The organism is Thalassobacter sp. HA4-2, assembly GCF_055693705.1.
In genome coordinates, this window is record NZ_JBVFUK010000001.1 from 460,550 (window position 1) to 473,549 (window position 13,000).

Sequence of the window (13,000 nt, forward strand, 5' to 3'; positions counted from 1 at the left end):
AATCACACGAAGGCCGCAATGGCGAAAAACAGCGCAGGGATCAGGCCCGCGTCCCGGTTGGACTTGAACAGGCGCAGGCAGTTTTCCGTGTCGTCGATTTGCAGCTGGCCCAGTTGCCACGCCATGTGCCAGCCGAACAGCCATACGCCGCCAAGGGCCAGAACCAGCGCCAGAACGCTTGCGCCCGGGGTCAGGGCCACGATGACCGCCGCCCCCATCAGCAGGACCGACAGGGCCAGAAAGCCGCGCAGCCACGCGTGGGTGTTGGTGCCGAACAGGCGGGCGGTGGATTTCACGCCGATCAGCGCGTCATCCTCACGGTCCTGGTGGGCGTAGATCGTGTCGTAGAACAGGGTCCAGCTGATGCCCGACAGGTACAACAGCACCGGGGCCCACGACAGCGACCCGGTGTGCGCCGCCCAGGCCAGCAGGGCGCCCCAGTTGAATGCGATGCCGAGAAAGGCCTGAGGCCACCACGTGAACCGTTTGGCAAAGGGGTATATGGCCACGGGCAGCAGGGCCAGCACCCCCAGCCCGATGGTGAACCAGTCGTAGCTGAACAAGATGGTGGCCGCGATCAGGCATTGGGCGGCGGCCCAGACCAGCGCGCCCTTGACGGTGACTTGGCCCGCGGGGATGGGGCGGGACCGGGTCCGCTCCACGCTGCCGTCGATGTCGCGGTCTGTGATGTCGTTCCACGTGCACCCGGCCCCGCGCATCAGGAACGCGCCCACCGCGCAGCTGCCCACGATCCACAGGTCCCACAGGCGCGGCGCATCGCTGGCCGCCGCCAGCGCAACGGCCCACCAGCACGGCAACAGCAGCAGCCACGTCCCGATGGGCCGGTCCGCCCGGGACAGGCGCAGGTAGGGCCGCGCCCAGCCGGGGGCACGGGTGTCGACCCAGTTGCCCCGCGCGGCATCGGCAACTTGGACGTCTGGCGTTTGGTCGGTGGGGGACATAATGTGCCTGCATGACGATAAGCAAAGTTCGCCTCTATGTAGACCAGCCCCTTGGCCCTTCGCAATCGCTGGCCCTGAACAAGGATCAGGGCCATTACCTGTCGGGCGTCATGCGCCTGGGCGAAGGGGACAGCCTGACCGTGTTCAACGGGCGCGACGGGGCGTGGCGCTGCGAGATCGCCAAGGTCAGCAAGCGCGGCGGCATCCTTGTGGCGCAAGACCAGACCGCGCCGCAAATGGACCCGCCGGACCTGTGGCTGCTGTTCGCGCCGATCAAAAAGGCCCGCACGGATTTCATCGTGGAAAAAGCGACCGAGATGGGGGCGGCCCGGATCTGCCCCGTGTCCACCCGCTATACCAATTCCGACCGCATCCGGCAGGACCGCCTGCAAGCCCATGCCATCGAGGCGGCAGAGCAATGCGGCGGCACCTTTGTGCCCGAAGTGGCGGAGCTGCAACGGCTGGACAAACTGCTGGACGCATGGCCCGCCGACCGCCGGATCATCTTTTGCGACGAGGGGCGCGTGGGGCAAGCGGTGCTGCGCGCCGCAATCGAGGCCCCCGCCGCGATCCTGATCGGACCCGAGGGCGGCTTTGCCCCCGAAGAACGCGCCCGGCTGGCGGGGATGGAGAACGCCACCGCCATCAGCCTTGGCCCCCGCATCCTGCGCGCCGACACCGCCGCCGTCGCGGCCCTGACGTGGTGGCAATTGCACGCGGGGGATTGGGGGTGAGGCTGCACCTGTTCCACGGGACCGACCGCTCCCTCGTGGTGTTGCAGACGCCGGATCGCTTCTGGCGGATGATCGCGTGGGACCGGGCTGACGGTTTTACCCCCGGTGACTGGGTGCAGATGGACATCGACCCCGACCGGTGCAGCCTGTCGCCCGATGGCGCGCATTTTTTGTGGTTTGGCACGGACGACCGCCCCGACCGCGCCGCCAAGGGGGCCTACACGGCCATCAGCAAGCCGCCTCTGTTCAAACCCGTGGCGCTTTATCCCCAAGGGGACAGCTATGGCGGCGGGGGCTATTGGATCGACGCGCAGCGGTTCGTGATCCAGACCGGCACGGCGACCGAGGATATCGTGGGCGAGGCCCCCGACCTGATCCGCGCCGATACCGAGGCGCGCCGGGCCATTCTGACCCGCGGGGTCCGCCGCCGCGCCCGGGCGCTGGACCCGGTCCCGCCCCTCGACTTGCCCTACAGAACCCAGGGCGCGCGACTGATGGACGGGGCGCGGGTGATCAAGGATTTCACGGATATGCACCCATGAGCTTTATCCGGCCCGAGGCCCGCGCCGCCCTGTCCCGCTGGGCCGAAACCCTTGTGGGCGCGGCCCTTGTCGTGCTGGGCCTGTGGTTGGCGATCACGCAATACGGCTTTCCCGCAGGGCTGGGCTGGGCGGTGACGGCCCTGGGCGCGGCGCTGGTCTTTACGGGCCTGCGCCATGCGCTGTTCACCCGGGCGGGGGAGGCCCCGGGCATCGTCGAAACCATCGAGGGGCGGATCACCTACATGGGGCCGATCCTGGGCGGCACTGTCGCCATGGATGATTTGCGCAAGATCACCTTTCGACGGACCAAACTGGGCGAGGCGTTCTGGACCCTCACCTCCCTCGATCCGCAGCCCCTGATCATTCCCGCAGGCGCCCAAGGGGTGGAAAAGCTGCTGGATGCCTTCACCGCGCTGCCCCGGTTCGACACGGGCCAGATGGTGCGCGCTGTGCAGTCGCGCACACCGACCACGCGGACGATTTGGACCCACCCGGACGCGCGCAGCCTTGACTTGCCCGCCCCCGCGCGCCACCCGTAGGACGCGCAACAGAAAGAACCCATCCATGTCTATTCCCCAGTCCGGCGGTGGTCCGATCACCGACCTATCGCAACTGCCCGCCCTGCTTGAAAAAGGGTGCAAACCCAAGGATCAGTGGCGCATCGGGACCGAGCATGAAAAGTTCGGGTTCTGCGAAGACACCCATCTGCCCCTGCCCTACGAGGGGCCCCGGTCGATCAAGGCCGTGCTGGAGGGATTGCGCGATGGGTTCGGCTGGTCCCCCGTGTTGGAGGGGGGCAATATCATCGGGCTGGAAAAGGACGGCGCGAACGTGTCGCTGGAACCCGGCGGCCAGCTGGAGCTGTCTGGCGCGCCCCTGGAGACCATCCACCAGACCTGTGACGAGGTGAACACCCATCTGGCCGAGGTGCGCGCCGTGGCCGACAAGATCGGTGTCAAGTTCATCGGACTGGGGGCCGCCCCTGAATGGACCCACGACCAGATGCCGATGATGCCCAAGGGGCGTTACAAGCTGATGACCGACTACATGGACCGCGTGGGCACCATGGGCAAAACCATGATGTACCGGACCTGCACGGTGCAGGTGAACCTGGATTTCGGGTCCGAGGCGGACATGGTGCAAAAGCTGCGCACGGCGCTGGCGTTGCAGCCCGTGGCGACGGCTTTGTTCGCAAACTCTCCGTTTCTGGAGGGGCAGCCGAACGGCCACAAATCTTGGCGCGCCCGGGTGTGGCGGGATCTGGATGCCGACCGCACGGGCATGTTGCCGTTTGTGTTCGACGAAGGGTTCGGGTTTCAGGCTTGGGCGGATTGGGTGCTGGATGTGCCCATGTACTTTGTCTACCGCGACGGCAAATACATCGACGCCCTTGGCCAGTCCTTCCGTGATTTCCTGAAAGGGGAGCTGCCCGCCTTGCCCGGTGAAACCCCGACCCTGTCGGACTGGGCCGACCACCTGACCACCGTATTCCCCGAGGCGCGGATCAAGCAATTCCTTGAAATGCGCGGGGCGGACGGCGGCCCTTGGCGGCGGCTGTGTGCCTTGCCTGCCTTCTGGGTGGGGCTGATGTATGACCAGACCGCGCTGGACGCGGCGTGGGACATCGCCAAGGGCTGGGACGCGGAAACCCGCGATGCGTGGCGCGTGGCCGCCAGCGAGGGCGGTTTGCAGGCAACAGTGGGCGGCGTGAAGATGCACGATCTGGCCCGCGAGGTTGTGTCGATTGCTGAAAGCGGCCTGAAGGCCCGGGCCAAGCCCGGCGCGGGCGGCATGGTGCCCGACGAGACCCATTTCCTGAACGCCCTGCAAGAGACGCTTGAGACGGGCCGCACCCCCGCCGATGAGCTGCTGGCCCAGTACCACGGGGCATGGGGCGGGGATCTATCCCGCATCTACGCGGAGCACGCATACTGAAACGGCCCCGCCCGTGGGGGCCGTTGTGTTGGGGTATTTTTGACCCAATGAAGCCTAGACCGCAGCGCCTTGGATGTCGGCGTTTGCGCGGGTTGTTTTGACCTCGGATACGACGCCCCGCAGGGTCGCCATGGCTTGGCTGAACCCAAGACCCAAGGCAAGGCTGGCGATGCCAAGGGCGGCAAACAGGGCGGCGGGGCCGGTGTCGATCAGAACGGGCAAGATGATCGCTGCCAGTGTGACCCCGCCCAGCCCGATGGCGCTGTAGCCTGTGGCGATGGTGATCGAGGCCGAGCGGGCGGCACCGTTGCTGATCGGGCAGGTGCCCATCATTGCGCCGATTTTCAGGATCATGGTGACAAGGCCGCCGAGGACCCCGAGGGCGACCGCGAAATAGATGGCGTAGAGTGTGAACATGACAGCCTCCTTTCAGACCGTTTGGGGAAAGTTGGGGTTGCGCAGGCGCTGGTAGACGCTGCCGAAGATGGCGCACCACAGGGCGCCGTGGGCCATGGCCAGCGCCCATAGCAGGGCAACGCCGGTCAACGCGCCAAGGGCGTCGTCCGTACCTTGGGTGATCAGGGCACCGCCGAGGTAGAGCGCGGACAGGATGCCCCCGCCCGTGGCGTTCAGTACAAAGCCCATCCACCCGAAATTCGTGCGGCCCCGGCGGATCATGGCCCACAGGATTGGTGCGCCGATTAGCAGGTAAGGCAGGGCCCCCAGCACCACGCCGACGGTTGGCACCAAGAACAAGGGCGCGCCAAGGATGCCGGGGATCAGGGGGCCCGCCAGCAGGGCGATGGTAAAGGCAACCGGGTCCACAAGCTGCGTAGGCGGGGTGTGGCCGGGCCAGAGTATCTTTTTACTAAATTCGGTCATTTCTGTCCTCACAGAATTAGTGCGGCAAAATTTTTAGCTGCGACTGCCCGGGATAAAACGTGCGATGCCCGCGCCCAGTTTCAGTACCGCCATCTGCACCCCACGGGGCAGGCGGGACACGTCGCGGTACCAGGTGTCGAACATCTCCATCAGCTCCAGCGTCTCGGACATGCGTTTGGCCATTTCGGGGCCAGTGCCATCGGTCTGAGCGGCGACGACCACGGGGCGCAGGGCCTCCATCGTGGGTTCAAATTCGCGGGCGCGGCGGCCCTCGACCACCACGTTCACAAGGTCGAACATATCGCGGACAGAGGTGAAGTGATCACGCCGGTCGCCCAATTCACGCTTGGCTTGGACCAGTTTCCAGCTTTGCAATTCGCGCAGCCCGTTAGACACGTTGGACCGGGCGAGGTTCAGGGTCTCGCAGATCTCTTCCTGGGTCAGGGGGCGGGGCGAGATGTGCAGCAGGGCGTGGATCTGGGCCACGGACCGGTTCACGCCCCATTTCGCGCCCATCTCCCCCCAGTGGAGGATGAAATCTTGGGCGGCGGGGCTGAGGTCCATGAATGCGACTCGATCTGTAATTTCTCTGATGACAGAAATAACAGATATGACGATCAAGTCAATCCTGACCGGATCGCCAGTCCCGCGCCTTCTTGGCGCTGGCGTCCATCACCTCGTCATAGGGGGTCTCGGCGGTCATGCCCGACCGATCCACCCGCCAATCCCCCGCGAAGCCGGTCTTGCCAAAGGGGTTGGGGCCGTATTCGTTGGCCCCCTCTTGGCTGCGGCGGGTGGCGAGGTAGATGAAGATGATCAACCCGACCAGCGGCACAAAGGAGATCAGGATCCACCAGCCCGATTTGCCGATGTCGTGCATGCGGCGCATGGCAACGGCGATACTGGGCAAAAGGATCGCCAAGCAGAACAGAATGTTGATGACATCGCCAAGCAGCGTGGTCACGAGGTTGCCCAGAAAGCCGAACAGCACGAACCACCAGTATTCCGACCGCTGGGCGCGCCCCTGGAAATCCGCGTATTTCGAAAAAGCGGTTTTGACAGCGTCCACAAAGGTCATTTCTTTTTCCCGATCTTGGGCTCTGTGCCCTGTTTCAATCGCGCGATGTTTTCACGGTGGCGCATGCCGATCAAGACGGCCAGCGCGATCAGCAGGCCCTGCATGTCGGCGTGGTCCAGCAGGACCGCGCACATGGGCGACAGGGCGGCGGCCACAAGGGCCGCAAGCGATGATATGCGGAACAGCGCCGCCGTCACCGCCCATGTGGCACAGGCTGCAAGGCCCAGCGGGAACGACAGGGCCAGCAAGGTGCCAAGGAAGGTGGCCACGCCCTTGCCGCCCTTGAACCGCAGGTAGACCGGAAAGCAGTGGCCCAGGAACGCGGCGAAGGCGGCCAGTTGCGCCGCATCCTCGCCCACCAGCGCCCGGGCGGTCAGAACGGCGATGGCGCCTTTGCCGCTGTCCAGCACAAGCGTCAGAAGGGCGGCGAGCCTGTTGCCCGTGCGCAGGACATTGGTGGCCCCGATGTTGCCGGACCCGACCTTGCGCAGATCGCCCAGCCCGAACACTCGCGCCATGACAAGGCCAAAGGGCACGGCTCCCAGCAGATAGGCGGCCACGGCGACCGCGCCCAGAACGGGCAGGGCGGTTGTCACCTCAGGCAGCATGGGCACGCTCGAACACGGGCATGCCTTCGACGTAGGTGGCCAGTACGCGCCCCTCCATCCGGTGGCCGTCAAAGGGGGTGTTTTTCGATTTCGACTTCAGGGTGCTGCGGTCCATGACGAAGGGCGCGTTCATGTCGAACAGGACCAGATCCGCAGGCGCGCCCACGGACAGGCGCCCGCCGGGCAGGCCAAGGCGTGTTGCCGGGGCCAGCGACAGGGTGCGCCACAGGGCGGGCAGGGTCATGTGACCGCCGTGCACCAGACGCAGGGCAGCGGGCAGGAAGGTTTCCAGACCGACCGCGCCCGACGCCGCCTCCTCGAAAGGCAGGCGCTTGCTTTCCTCGTCTTGGGGGGTGTGCATGGAACACAGGATGTCGATGGTGCCATCCGCCAGCGCCTCGACGATGGCAAGGCGGTCGTCCTCGTCCCGCAGGGGGGCTTGACCTTGAAGAAGGTGCGGTAGTCATCCACGTCCAGCCCGTTGAGTGTGGCGTGGTGGATCGAGGTGGCGGCGGTGACGTCCAGCCCCTTGGCCTTGGCCGCGATCAGGGCGGGCAGGGCGCAGGCGGTGGTGATCTGGTCGGCGTGATAGCGTGCGCCCGTCATTTCCACCAGTGCCAGGTCCCGTTCCAACCCCATCCGTTCAGCCAGGGGGAGACGCCCGGCAGGCCGCGCAGGGTGGCGAATTTGCCCGAGGTCACCGCGCTGCCCCGGGACAGGCCGGGGTCCTGGGGGTGGGCGATGACCAGCGCGCCCAAGCTGCGGGCATAGGTCATGGCCCGCGACAGCACGCGTGTGTCGGTGCAGACCGCGTCGCAATCGGTGAAGGCGCGCGCGCCTGCGTCCATCAGAAATCCGATCTCGACCATCTCGCGGCCCGCGCGGCCCTTGGTCAGGGCGGCCATCTGTTCGACCCGCACGTTGGCCACGTCCCGGCCCCGGCGCAGGGCGTATTGCAGGGTTTCGGGGGTGTCGACGGCGGGGTCCGTGTCGGGGCGGCAGACCATGGTGGTCACACCGCCGGCGGCGGCGGCGGCCCCTGCGGTCTTGAAGCTTTCCTTGTGACGCTCCCCGGGCTCGCCGACCTTGACGCCCATGTCCACGATGCCCGGGGCCAGCACCTTGCCGTCGCAATCCACCACTTGGGCGGCGGTGGCGGCGACGTTGATGCCTGCGATCTCTCCGCCCTCGACCAATAGGGAGCCCAGCGTCTCGGTCCCCGCCTCGGGGTCTATCAGGCGGGCGTTGGTAAACAGCAGGCTCATGATCCGTTCCGTTCATACAGGTGGTTTTCCAGCCAGTAGACATAGGCTGTGTTGGCCACGGAATACGTGGTGCTGCCCGCCCCGCGCAAGTGCAGCGTGGCCCCGATGCGCCGGATGCGGCGGATTTGGTCGAACCGAAGGGACCACAGGAACTGGCCGTTCTTGATCTCGCCGATGCGGCGGGTGGTGATCAGGTAGGTGGAGGGCGGGCGCAGGGACGCAATCGCCACCAGCGGGATCAGCCCGATCAGGGGGCCGATGACGACTGCACTGTCCAATTGATAGGTGCCGCCCCGGATCAGCCAGACCACAAGAATGCCGCCGGGCAGGGACAGCAGCGCGATCAGGATTTCCGTGATCAGGCGCACGTGCCGATCCTCGTGCAGCAGGGTCACGGGGGCCTCGTCGGGCAAAGGCATGCGGGGCAGGTCGGTCACGCCAGCACCAGCAGGACAAGGGCCGCCGCCAGCAGCAGGGCAAGGACCATGACCCACGCAGGGGCCTTCCGCGTTCGACTGCGCTGCGCGGTTGCTTGCGGCGCGGGTGTCAGGTCCACGGGCGGTGCGGTCCTTGGCGTGGTATCGGCGTGTGCGGGCAGGACGCTGGCGATGTGGCGCAGATTCGGGTCGGGGGTCAGGGTGACAGGGGCCCGACCAACGGCGGCGGGGGTCAGGACGATGACGTATCCGCCAAGGGCGTCGAGCTTGGCCGCTATCGGGGCAAGGGTGTCGTGGGGAATGTCGTAGGCCTCGGACAGGTAGGTGCGCAGGCCGATCGCCTCAATATCCGCGATGGCGAAGACCTCTGTCTGGGTGTCGTCCAGGGCTTGGTGCCCGAACAGGTCGGGCAGGTTGGTCGCGGTGTCCGGGTCGCGCAACTGGGTCAGAAAGGACCGGGTCCGCACATCCACACCGTCACTGACGGCAAAGATATGGATGCGAGGGTCGTGCGCGGGCAGATCCAAGTTCACGAGGTCACACCATCACGCCCCGGGCGGCCTGTTGTTCGGCGCGGGCCGAAATCAGGTTTTGCGCCAGCAGGTCCATGGCGGCCATGCGCACGGCCACGCCCATCTCCACCTGTTCCTGAATGACCGAACGGTTGATGTCATCGGCCAGAACGCCGTCGATTTCCACGCCCCGGTTCATGGGGCCGGGGTGCATGATGATGGCGTCGTCTTTGGCGTGAGAGAGTTTCTCGGCATCAAGGCCGTAGCGGTGATAGTATTCCCGTTCCGACGGGATGAACCCGCCGTCCATACGTTCGCGTTGCAGGCGCAGCATCATGACCACATCCGCGCCCTCCAGGCCCTTGCGCATGTCGTCGTACACCTCGACCCCGAAGTCGGCCACGCCGCTGGGCATCAGGGTGGGTGGCCCCACGAGGCGCACGCGGTTTTCCATCTTGCCCAAGAGGATCAGGTTGGACCGGGCCACGCGGCTGTGGGCGATATCGCCGCAAATGGCGATGGTCAGGCGGTGCAGGCGGCCCTTGGCCCGGCGGATGGTCAGGGCATCCAGCAGGGCCTGGGTCGGGTGTTCATGCCGCCCGTCGCCCGCATTCAGCACCGCGCAGTTCACCTTTTCCGCCAGCAGGTTCACCGCGCCGGAATGGGGGTGGCGCACGACCAACAGGTCCGGGTGCATGGCGTTCAGGGTCAGGGCGGTGTCGATCAACGTCTCACCCTTTTTGATCGAACTGGCCTGCATTGCCATGTTCATCACATCCGCGCCCAGACGCTTGCCCGCCAGTTCGAAGCTGGCTTGGGTGCGGGTGGAGTTCTCGAAGAACATGTTGATCTGGGTCAGCCCCGCCAGCGCGTCCCCGTGTTTGTGCGCCCCCCGGCCCCGGTCTGCATAGCGGTCGGCGAGATCCAGAAGCGTTGTGATTTCAGTGGGGTGCAGGGGTTCGATCCCCAAAAGGTGTTTCTGACGGAACATGGTATCCCCTTTGGTTGCGTCTTGCTTATAGGCGGGCGTGGGCCTGTGGTTCAATGGGATTGCGCTGCCTGTCGGCATCGCCTTGCTGGGGGAGGCTTTGCCTCCCCCAGACCCCCTCCAGGGGTATTTGTGACCCAATGAAGGGCGCGGTTTTCGCTAGTGAAGGTTGGACGCGCGGAGTACGTTGGGCGCATGGAGTCGGTGGAGCATATGGAACCTTGGGTCGCGCGCGCCTTGCTGGAATGGCAGGTTGAAATGGGTGTGACGGATGCGATTGCTTCGGCTCCTGTGGATCGCTACGCCTTGGCGGTGAAGCCCAAGCCCGCGCCTGTGGTCAAGGAAGCGCCTGCGCCTGAAGAATTTGTGCAAGTTGATCCCGTGGCCGAGGCGCGCGAGGTTGCCGCCCGGGCCGGATCCTTGGAGCAGTTGGCGGCGGGTCAGGCGGCGTTCACCCATTGCGGGTTGAAGGCCGGAGCGCGGAACTTTGTGTTTTCGGATGGGCAGGTGGGCGCGCGCGTGATGATCGTGGGCGAGGCCCCGGGCCGGGACGAGGACCAGCAGGGCAAGCCCTTTGTGGGTCAGGCCGGGCAGCTGTTGGACAAGATGCTGGCGGCCATCGACATGGGGCGGGCCCATGCCGATATCGCGCGGGCTGTCTACATCACCAACATCCTGCCGTGGCGCCCCCTCAGAACCGCGATCCAGAGGCCGCCGAGATCGCCATGATGCTGCCGTTTGTGCAGCGCCACGTGGACCTTGCCCAGCCGGATTTTGTGATCCTGATGGGCAACATCGCCTGCCGGGCTGCCCTTGGCAAAGCCGGGATCACGCGGCTGCGGGGCAGATGGACCGAAGCCTTCGGACGCCCGGCCCTGCCTATGTTCCACCCGGCCTACCTGTTGCGGCAACCCCATGCAAAGCGGGACGCTTGGGCCGATTTGTTAACCCTGAACGCGAGGTTGAAGACATGAGCCGGATTGACGAAACACTCGATTTTGTACCGGTGCGGATTGCGGTGTTGACGGTGTCGGACACGCGCGGGCTGGATCAGGATCGGTCGGGCGACGTGCTGGTGGGGCGGATTGCGGACGCAGGCCACACCCTGGCCGCGCGCATGATCCTGCCCGATGAGCGGGACCAGATCGCAGGCCAGTTGCGCGCATGGGCGGCGGATCCGACGATTGACGTTGTGATCTCCACGGGCGGTACGGGGCTGACCGGGCGGGACGTTACGGTCGAGGCGCACCGGGACGTCTACGAGAAGGAGATCGACGCCTTCGGCACGGTGTTCACCATTGTGTCGATGCAGAAGATCGGGACCTCGGCCATCCAAAGTCGCGCCACGGGCGGGGTTGCCAACGGCACCTACATGTTTGCCCTGCCCGGCAGTCCGGGGGCCTGCAAGGATGCGTGGGACGAGATTTTGGGCAAGCAGCTCGATTTTCGGCACCGCCCCTGCAATTTTGTCGAAATTTTGCCCCGTCTGGACGAACATCTGCGACGGAAATAGATCACGGGTCCGTGTAAGCTTTGGATTCCGCGGCGCGCGGCTTACCTTATAGAGACTAAATCGCGGAGGCTTCCCATGCGTTTTCTCGGTCGCAGTTTGATTGGCCTGTTCCTTTTGTCCCTGACACTGGGTCTGTTCACCTTTGCCGGAGCCACGGTGTACGGCGCGTTGCAGGAACGTTGGGCCAAAGAGGATCGGCAGCGCCCGGCCCGGGAACGGGTGTTCGCGGTCAACGTCATCACGGCGGACCCGGGCACTGTGACCCCCGAATTGCAGGTCTTTGGCGAGGTGCGCGCGGCCCGGGTGCTGGAGTTGCGCGCGCCGGTGTCGGGCACAGTGGTCGAGGTTGCGGATGGGTTTGAGGAAGGGGGCGCGGTCACCTCTGGTCAGATGTTGCTGCGTATTGATCCGGCCGAGGCACAGGCGGCTGTGGCCACGGCGCGAAACGATTTGAACGAGGCTGTAGCCGACGCGCGGGATGCGGAACGGGCCTTGGCCTTGGCCACCGAAGAACTGGCGGCCGCCCAAGCGCAGGCCGACCTGCGGGCACAATCCCTGACCCGCCAGCGCGACCTTGCGGAGCGTGGGGTCGGCTCTGTCGCGGCGGTCGAGGCTGCGGAACTGGCGGCGGCGGCAGCCCAGCAAGCCATTCTGACGCGCAAGCAGGCCATCGCAAGTGCGGAGGCGCGGATTGACCAAGCCGTCACGGCCATGGAGCGTCGCCGCATCGCCCTGACCGAGGCGGAGCGGGAGCTGGCGCAGACCACCGTCTACGCCGATTTTGCGGGGACGCTGTCCGATACCTCCGTCACCTTGGGCGGGCTTGTCACCGCCAACGAACAGATCGCGCGCATCATCGACCCGACGGACCTGGAGGTTGCCCTGCGCCTGTCCACCGCGCAGCACGCGCGGTTGCTGGACGACGGCGGCAGCCTGCGTGACGCGCCCCTGACGATCGCGTTGGATGTGCTTGGGCTGGACGTGACCACCACTGGGACGCTGACGCGCGAGGCGGCGTCCGTGGGCGAGGGGCAGACCGGGCGTTTGGTCTTTGCCAGTCTTGATGCCCCGCGCGGCTTCCGCCCCGGGGATTTTGTCGAGGTCCGGATCGAGGAACCTGCCTTGCCGTTCGCTGTCCGCCTGCCTGCCACCGCCCTGTCGGCGCAGTCCCAGGTGCTGGTGCTGGGCGAGGATGAACGGCTGGAAGAGCTGCCCGTGACCCTGTTGCGCCGCCAAGGCGACGATGTGCTGGTCCGGTCCCGCGCCCTTGCGGGGCGCGATGTGGTCGCTGAACGCACGCCTCTGCTGGGGGCTGGCATCAAGGTCCGCCCCCTGCGTCCCGGTGCGGCCGCCGGTGACGCGGAGGACGCGGCTCCGACCACCATCGCGCTGGATCCTGAACGCCGCGCCCGCATCATCGCCTATGTCGAGGCCAACACCTTTATCCCCGATGACGTGAAACAGCGCATGCTGGGCCGTCTGGCCCAAGACGAGGTGCCGGTGTCCATGGTCGAACGGATCGAAGCCCGGATGGGGAGCTGACA

At 66.1% G+C, this 13,000-nt stretch carries 15 protein-coding genes and 2 pseudogenes; 7 read left to right on the forward strand and 10 right to left on the reverse strand.

All coding sequences use genetic code 11. The features are described from left to right. Positions 1–2: 2 nt before the first annotated feature. Complete coding sequence (ubiA, locus tag ACZ1G0_RS02250) at positions 3–962, reverse strand: 4-hydroxybenzoate octaprenyltransferase (protein WP_472735451.1); 960 nt, start codon at positions 960–962, stop codon at positions 3–5. Between the two features lie 11 nt (positions 963–973). Here ubiA and ACZ1G0_RS02255 point away from each other — a divergent pair, with 11 nt between their 5' ends. From ACZ1G0_RS02255 to ACZ1G0_RS02270, 4 genes are read left to right on the forward strand one after another with little or no spacing between them, the layout of a single operon-like run. After that, positions 974–1,696: a 16S rRNA (uracil(1498)-N(3))-methyltransferase gene (locus ACZ1G0_RS02255; protein WP_472735452.1), complete on the forward strand. Its 723-nt coding sequence runs from the start codon at positions 974–976 to the stop codon at positions 1,694–1,696. Beyond that, positions 1,693–2,238, forward strand: a complete 546-nt coding sequence (locus ACZ1G0_RS02260) for a hypothetical protein (protein ID WP_472735453.1) — start codon at positions 1,693–1,695, stop codon at positions 2,236–2,238. The genes ACZ1G0_RS02255 and ACZ1G0_RS02260 overlap by 4 nt, the downstream gene beginning before the upstream one ends. Further along, on the forward strand, positions 2,235–2,777 hold the full coding sequence (locus ACZ1G0_RS02265) for a hypothetical protein (protein ID WP_472735454.1): 543 nt from the start codon (positions 2,235–2,237) through the stop codon (positions 2,775–2,777). The genes ACZ1G0_RS02260 and ACZ1G0_RS02265 overlap by 4 nt, the downstream gene beginning before the upstream one ends. 25 nt (positions 2,778–2,802) lie before the next feature. Then, positions 2,803–4,173, forward strand: a complete 1,371-nt coding sequence (locus ACZ1G0_RS02270; protein WP_472735455.1) for a glutamate--cysteine ligase — start codon at positions 2,803–2,805, stop codon at positions 4,171–4,173. Positions 4,174–4,227: 54 nt separating this feature from the next. Here ACZ1G0_RS02270 and ACZ1G0_RS02275 read toward each other — a convergent pair whose 3' ends face one another. The 9 genes and pseudogenes from ACZ1G0_RS02275 to ACZ1G0_RS02315 form a co-directional block, all read right to left on the reverse strand. Next, positions 4,228–4,590 carry a hypothetical protein gene (locus ACZ1G0_RS02275; protein ID WP_472735456.1) on the reverse strand — a complete coding sequence of 121 codons (363 nt, stop codon included), beginning with the start codon at positions 4,588–4,590 and terminating at the stop codon, positions 4,228–4,230. A 12-nt stretch (positions 4,591–4,602) separates the two neighbouring features. Next, positions 4,603–5,055, reverse strand: a complete 453-nt coding sequence (locus ACZ1G0_RS02280; RefSeq protein WP_472735457.1) for a hypothetical protein — start codon at positions 5,053–5,055, stop codon at positions 4,603–4,605. Positions 5,056–5,088: 33 nt separating this feature from the next. Further along, complete coding sequence (locus ACZ1G0_RS02285) at positions 5,089–5,619, reverse strand: GbsR/MarR family transcriptional regulator (protein WP_472735458.1); 531 nt, start codon at positions 5,617–5,619, stop codon at positions 5,089–5,091. Between the two features lie 58 nt (positions 5,620–5,677). After that, the gene (locus tag ACZ1G0_RS02290) at positions 5,678–6,133 is read right to left on the reverse strand and encodes a DUF805 domain-containing protein (protein ID WP_472735459.1); all 456 of its coding nucleotides are present in this window, start codon (positions 6,131–6,133) and stop codon (positions 5,678–5,680) included. Then, positions 6,130–6,741 (reverse strand): glycerol-3-phosphate 1-O-acyltransferase PlsY, encoded by a 612-nt coding sequence (plsY, locus tag ACZ1G0_RS02295; protein ID WP_472737758.1) that lies wholly within the window; start codon positions 6,739–6,741, stop codon positions 6,130–6,132. The genes ACZ1G0_RS02290 and plsY overlap by 4 nt, the downstream gene beginning before the upstream one ends. Beyond that, positions 6,731–8,006 (reverse strand): annotated as a pseudogene (gene pyrC, locus ACZ1G0_RS02300) (dihydroorotase). The gene plsY and the pseudogene pyrC overlap by 11 nt, the downstream one beginning before the upstream one ends. Continuing rightward, positions 8,003–8,443, reverse strand: coding sequence for a hypothetical protein (locus ACZ1G0_RS02305; RefSeq protein ID WP_472735460.1), 441 nt, complete (start codon positions 8,441–8,443; stop codon positions 8,003–8,005). The pseudogene pyrC and the gene ACZ1G0_RS02305 overlap by 4 nt, the downstream one beginning before the upstream one ends. Then, a complete protein-coding gene (locus tag ACZ1G0_RS02310; RefSeq protein ID WP_472735461.1) occupies positions 8,440–8,976 on the reverse strand; it encodes a hypothetical protein in 537 nt (178 codons plus the stop codon). Before ACZ1G0_RS02310 ends, ACZ1G0_RS02305 begins: the two co-directional genes overlap by 4 nt. A 4-nt stretch (positions 8,977–8,980) precedes the next feature. After that, a complete protein-coding gene (locus ACZ1G0_RS02315; protein WP_472735462.1) occupies positions 8,981–9,946 on the reverse strand; it encodes an aspartate carbamoyltransferase catalytic subunit in 966 nt (321 codons plus the stop codon). Positions 9,947–10,138: 192 nt separating this feature from the next. Here ACZ1G0_RS02315 and ACZ1G0_RS02320 point away from each other — a divergent pair. The 3 genes and pseudogenes from ACZ1G0_RS02320 (at position 10,139) to ACZ1G0_RS02330 (ending at position 12,998) form a co-directional block, all read left to right on the forward strand. Continuing rightward, positions 10,139–10,917: pseudogene (locus ACZ1G0_RS02320) on the forward strand (uracil-DNA glycosylase). Continuing rightward, a complete protein-coding gene (moaB, locus tag ACZ1G0_RS02325) occupies positions 10,914–11,456 on the forward strand; it encodes a molybdenum cofactor biosynthesis protein B (protein ID WP_472735463.1) in 543 nt (180 codons plus the stop codon). Before ACZ1G0_RS02320 ends, moaB begins: the two are co-directional and overlap by 4 nt. Before the next feature lie 75 nt (positions 11,457–11,531). Further along, complete coding sequence (locus ACZ1G0_RS02330; protein ID WP_472735464.1) at positions 11,532–12,998, forward strand: efflux RND transporter periplasmic adaptor subunit; 1,467 nt, start codon at positions 11,532–11,534, stop codon at positions 12,996–12,998. The last annotated feature ends 2 nt before the right edge of the window (positions 12,999–13,000 follow it).

Bases quoted from the DNA above. Each gene is read 5' to 3' on its own strand.
- ACZ1G0_RS02275 (WP_472735456.1), bottom strand. From the start codon at position 4,590: ATGTTCACACTCTACGCCATCTATTTCGCGGTCGCCCTCGGGGTCCTC.
- moaB (WP_472735463.1), top strand. From the start codon at position 10,914: ATGAGCCGGATTGACGAAACACTCGATTTTGTACCGGTGCGGATTGCG.
- ACZ1G0_RS02285 (WP_472735458.1), bottom strand. From the start codon at position 5,619: ATGGACCTCAGCCCCGCCGCCCAAGATTTCATCCTCCACTGGGGGGAG.
- ACZ1G0_RS02315 (WP_472735462.1), bottom strand. From the start codon at position 9,946: ATGTTCCGTCAGAAACACCTTTTGGGGATCGAACCCCTGCACCCCACT.
- ACZ1G0_RS02255 (WP_472735452.1), top strand. From the start codon at position 974: ATGACGATAAGCAAAGTTCGCCTCTATGTAGACCAGCCCCTTGGCCCT.
- ACZ1G0_RS02265 (WP_472735454.1), top strand. From the start codon at position 2,235: ATGAGCTTTATCCGGCCCGAGGCCCGCGCCGCCCTGTCCCGCTGGGCC.
- ACZ1G0_RS02330 (WP_472735464.1), top strand. From the start codon at position 11,532: ATGCGTTTTCTCGGTCGCAGTTTGATTGGCCTGTTCCTTTTGTCCCTG.
- ACZ1G0_RS02270 (WP_472735455.1), top strand. From the start codon at position 2,803: ATGTCTATTCCCCAGTCCGGCGGTGGTCCGATCACCGACCTATCGCAA.
- ubiA (WP_472735451.1), bottom strand. From the start codon at position 962: ATGTCCCCCACCGACCAAACGCCAGACGTCCAAGTTGCCGATGCCGCG.
- ACZ1G0_RS02290 (WP_472735459.1), bottom strand. From the start codon at position 6,133: ATGACCTTTGTGGACGCTGTCAAAACCGCTTTTTCGAAATACGCGGAT.
- ACZ1G0_RS02280 (WP_472735457.1), bottom strand. From the start codon at position 5,055: ATGACCGAATTTAGTAAAAAGATACTCTGGCCCGGCCACACCCCGCCT.
- plsY (WP_472737758.1), bottom strand. From the start codon at position 6,741: ATGCTGCCTGAGGTGACAACCGCCCTGCCCGTTCTGGGCGCGGTCGCC.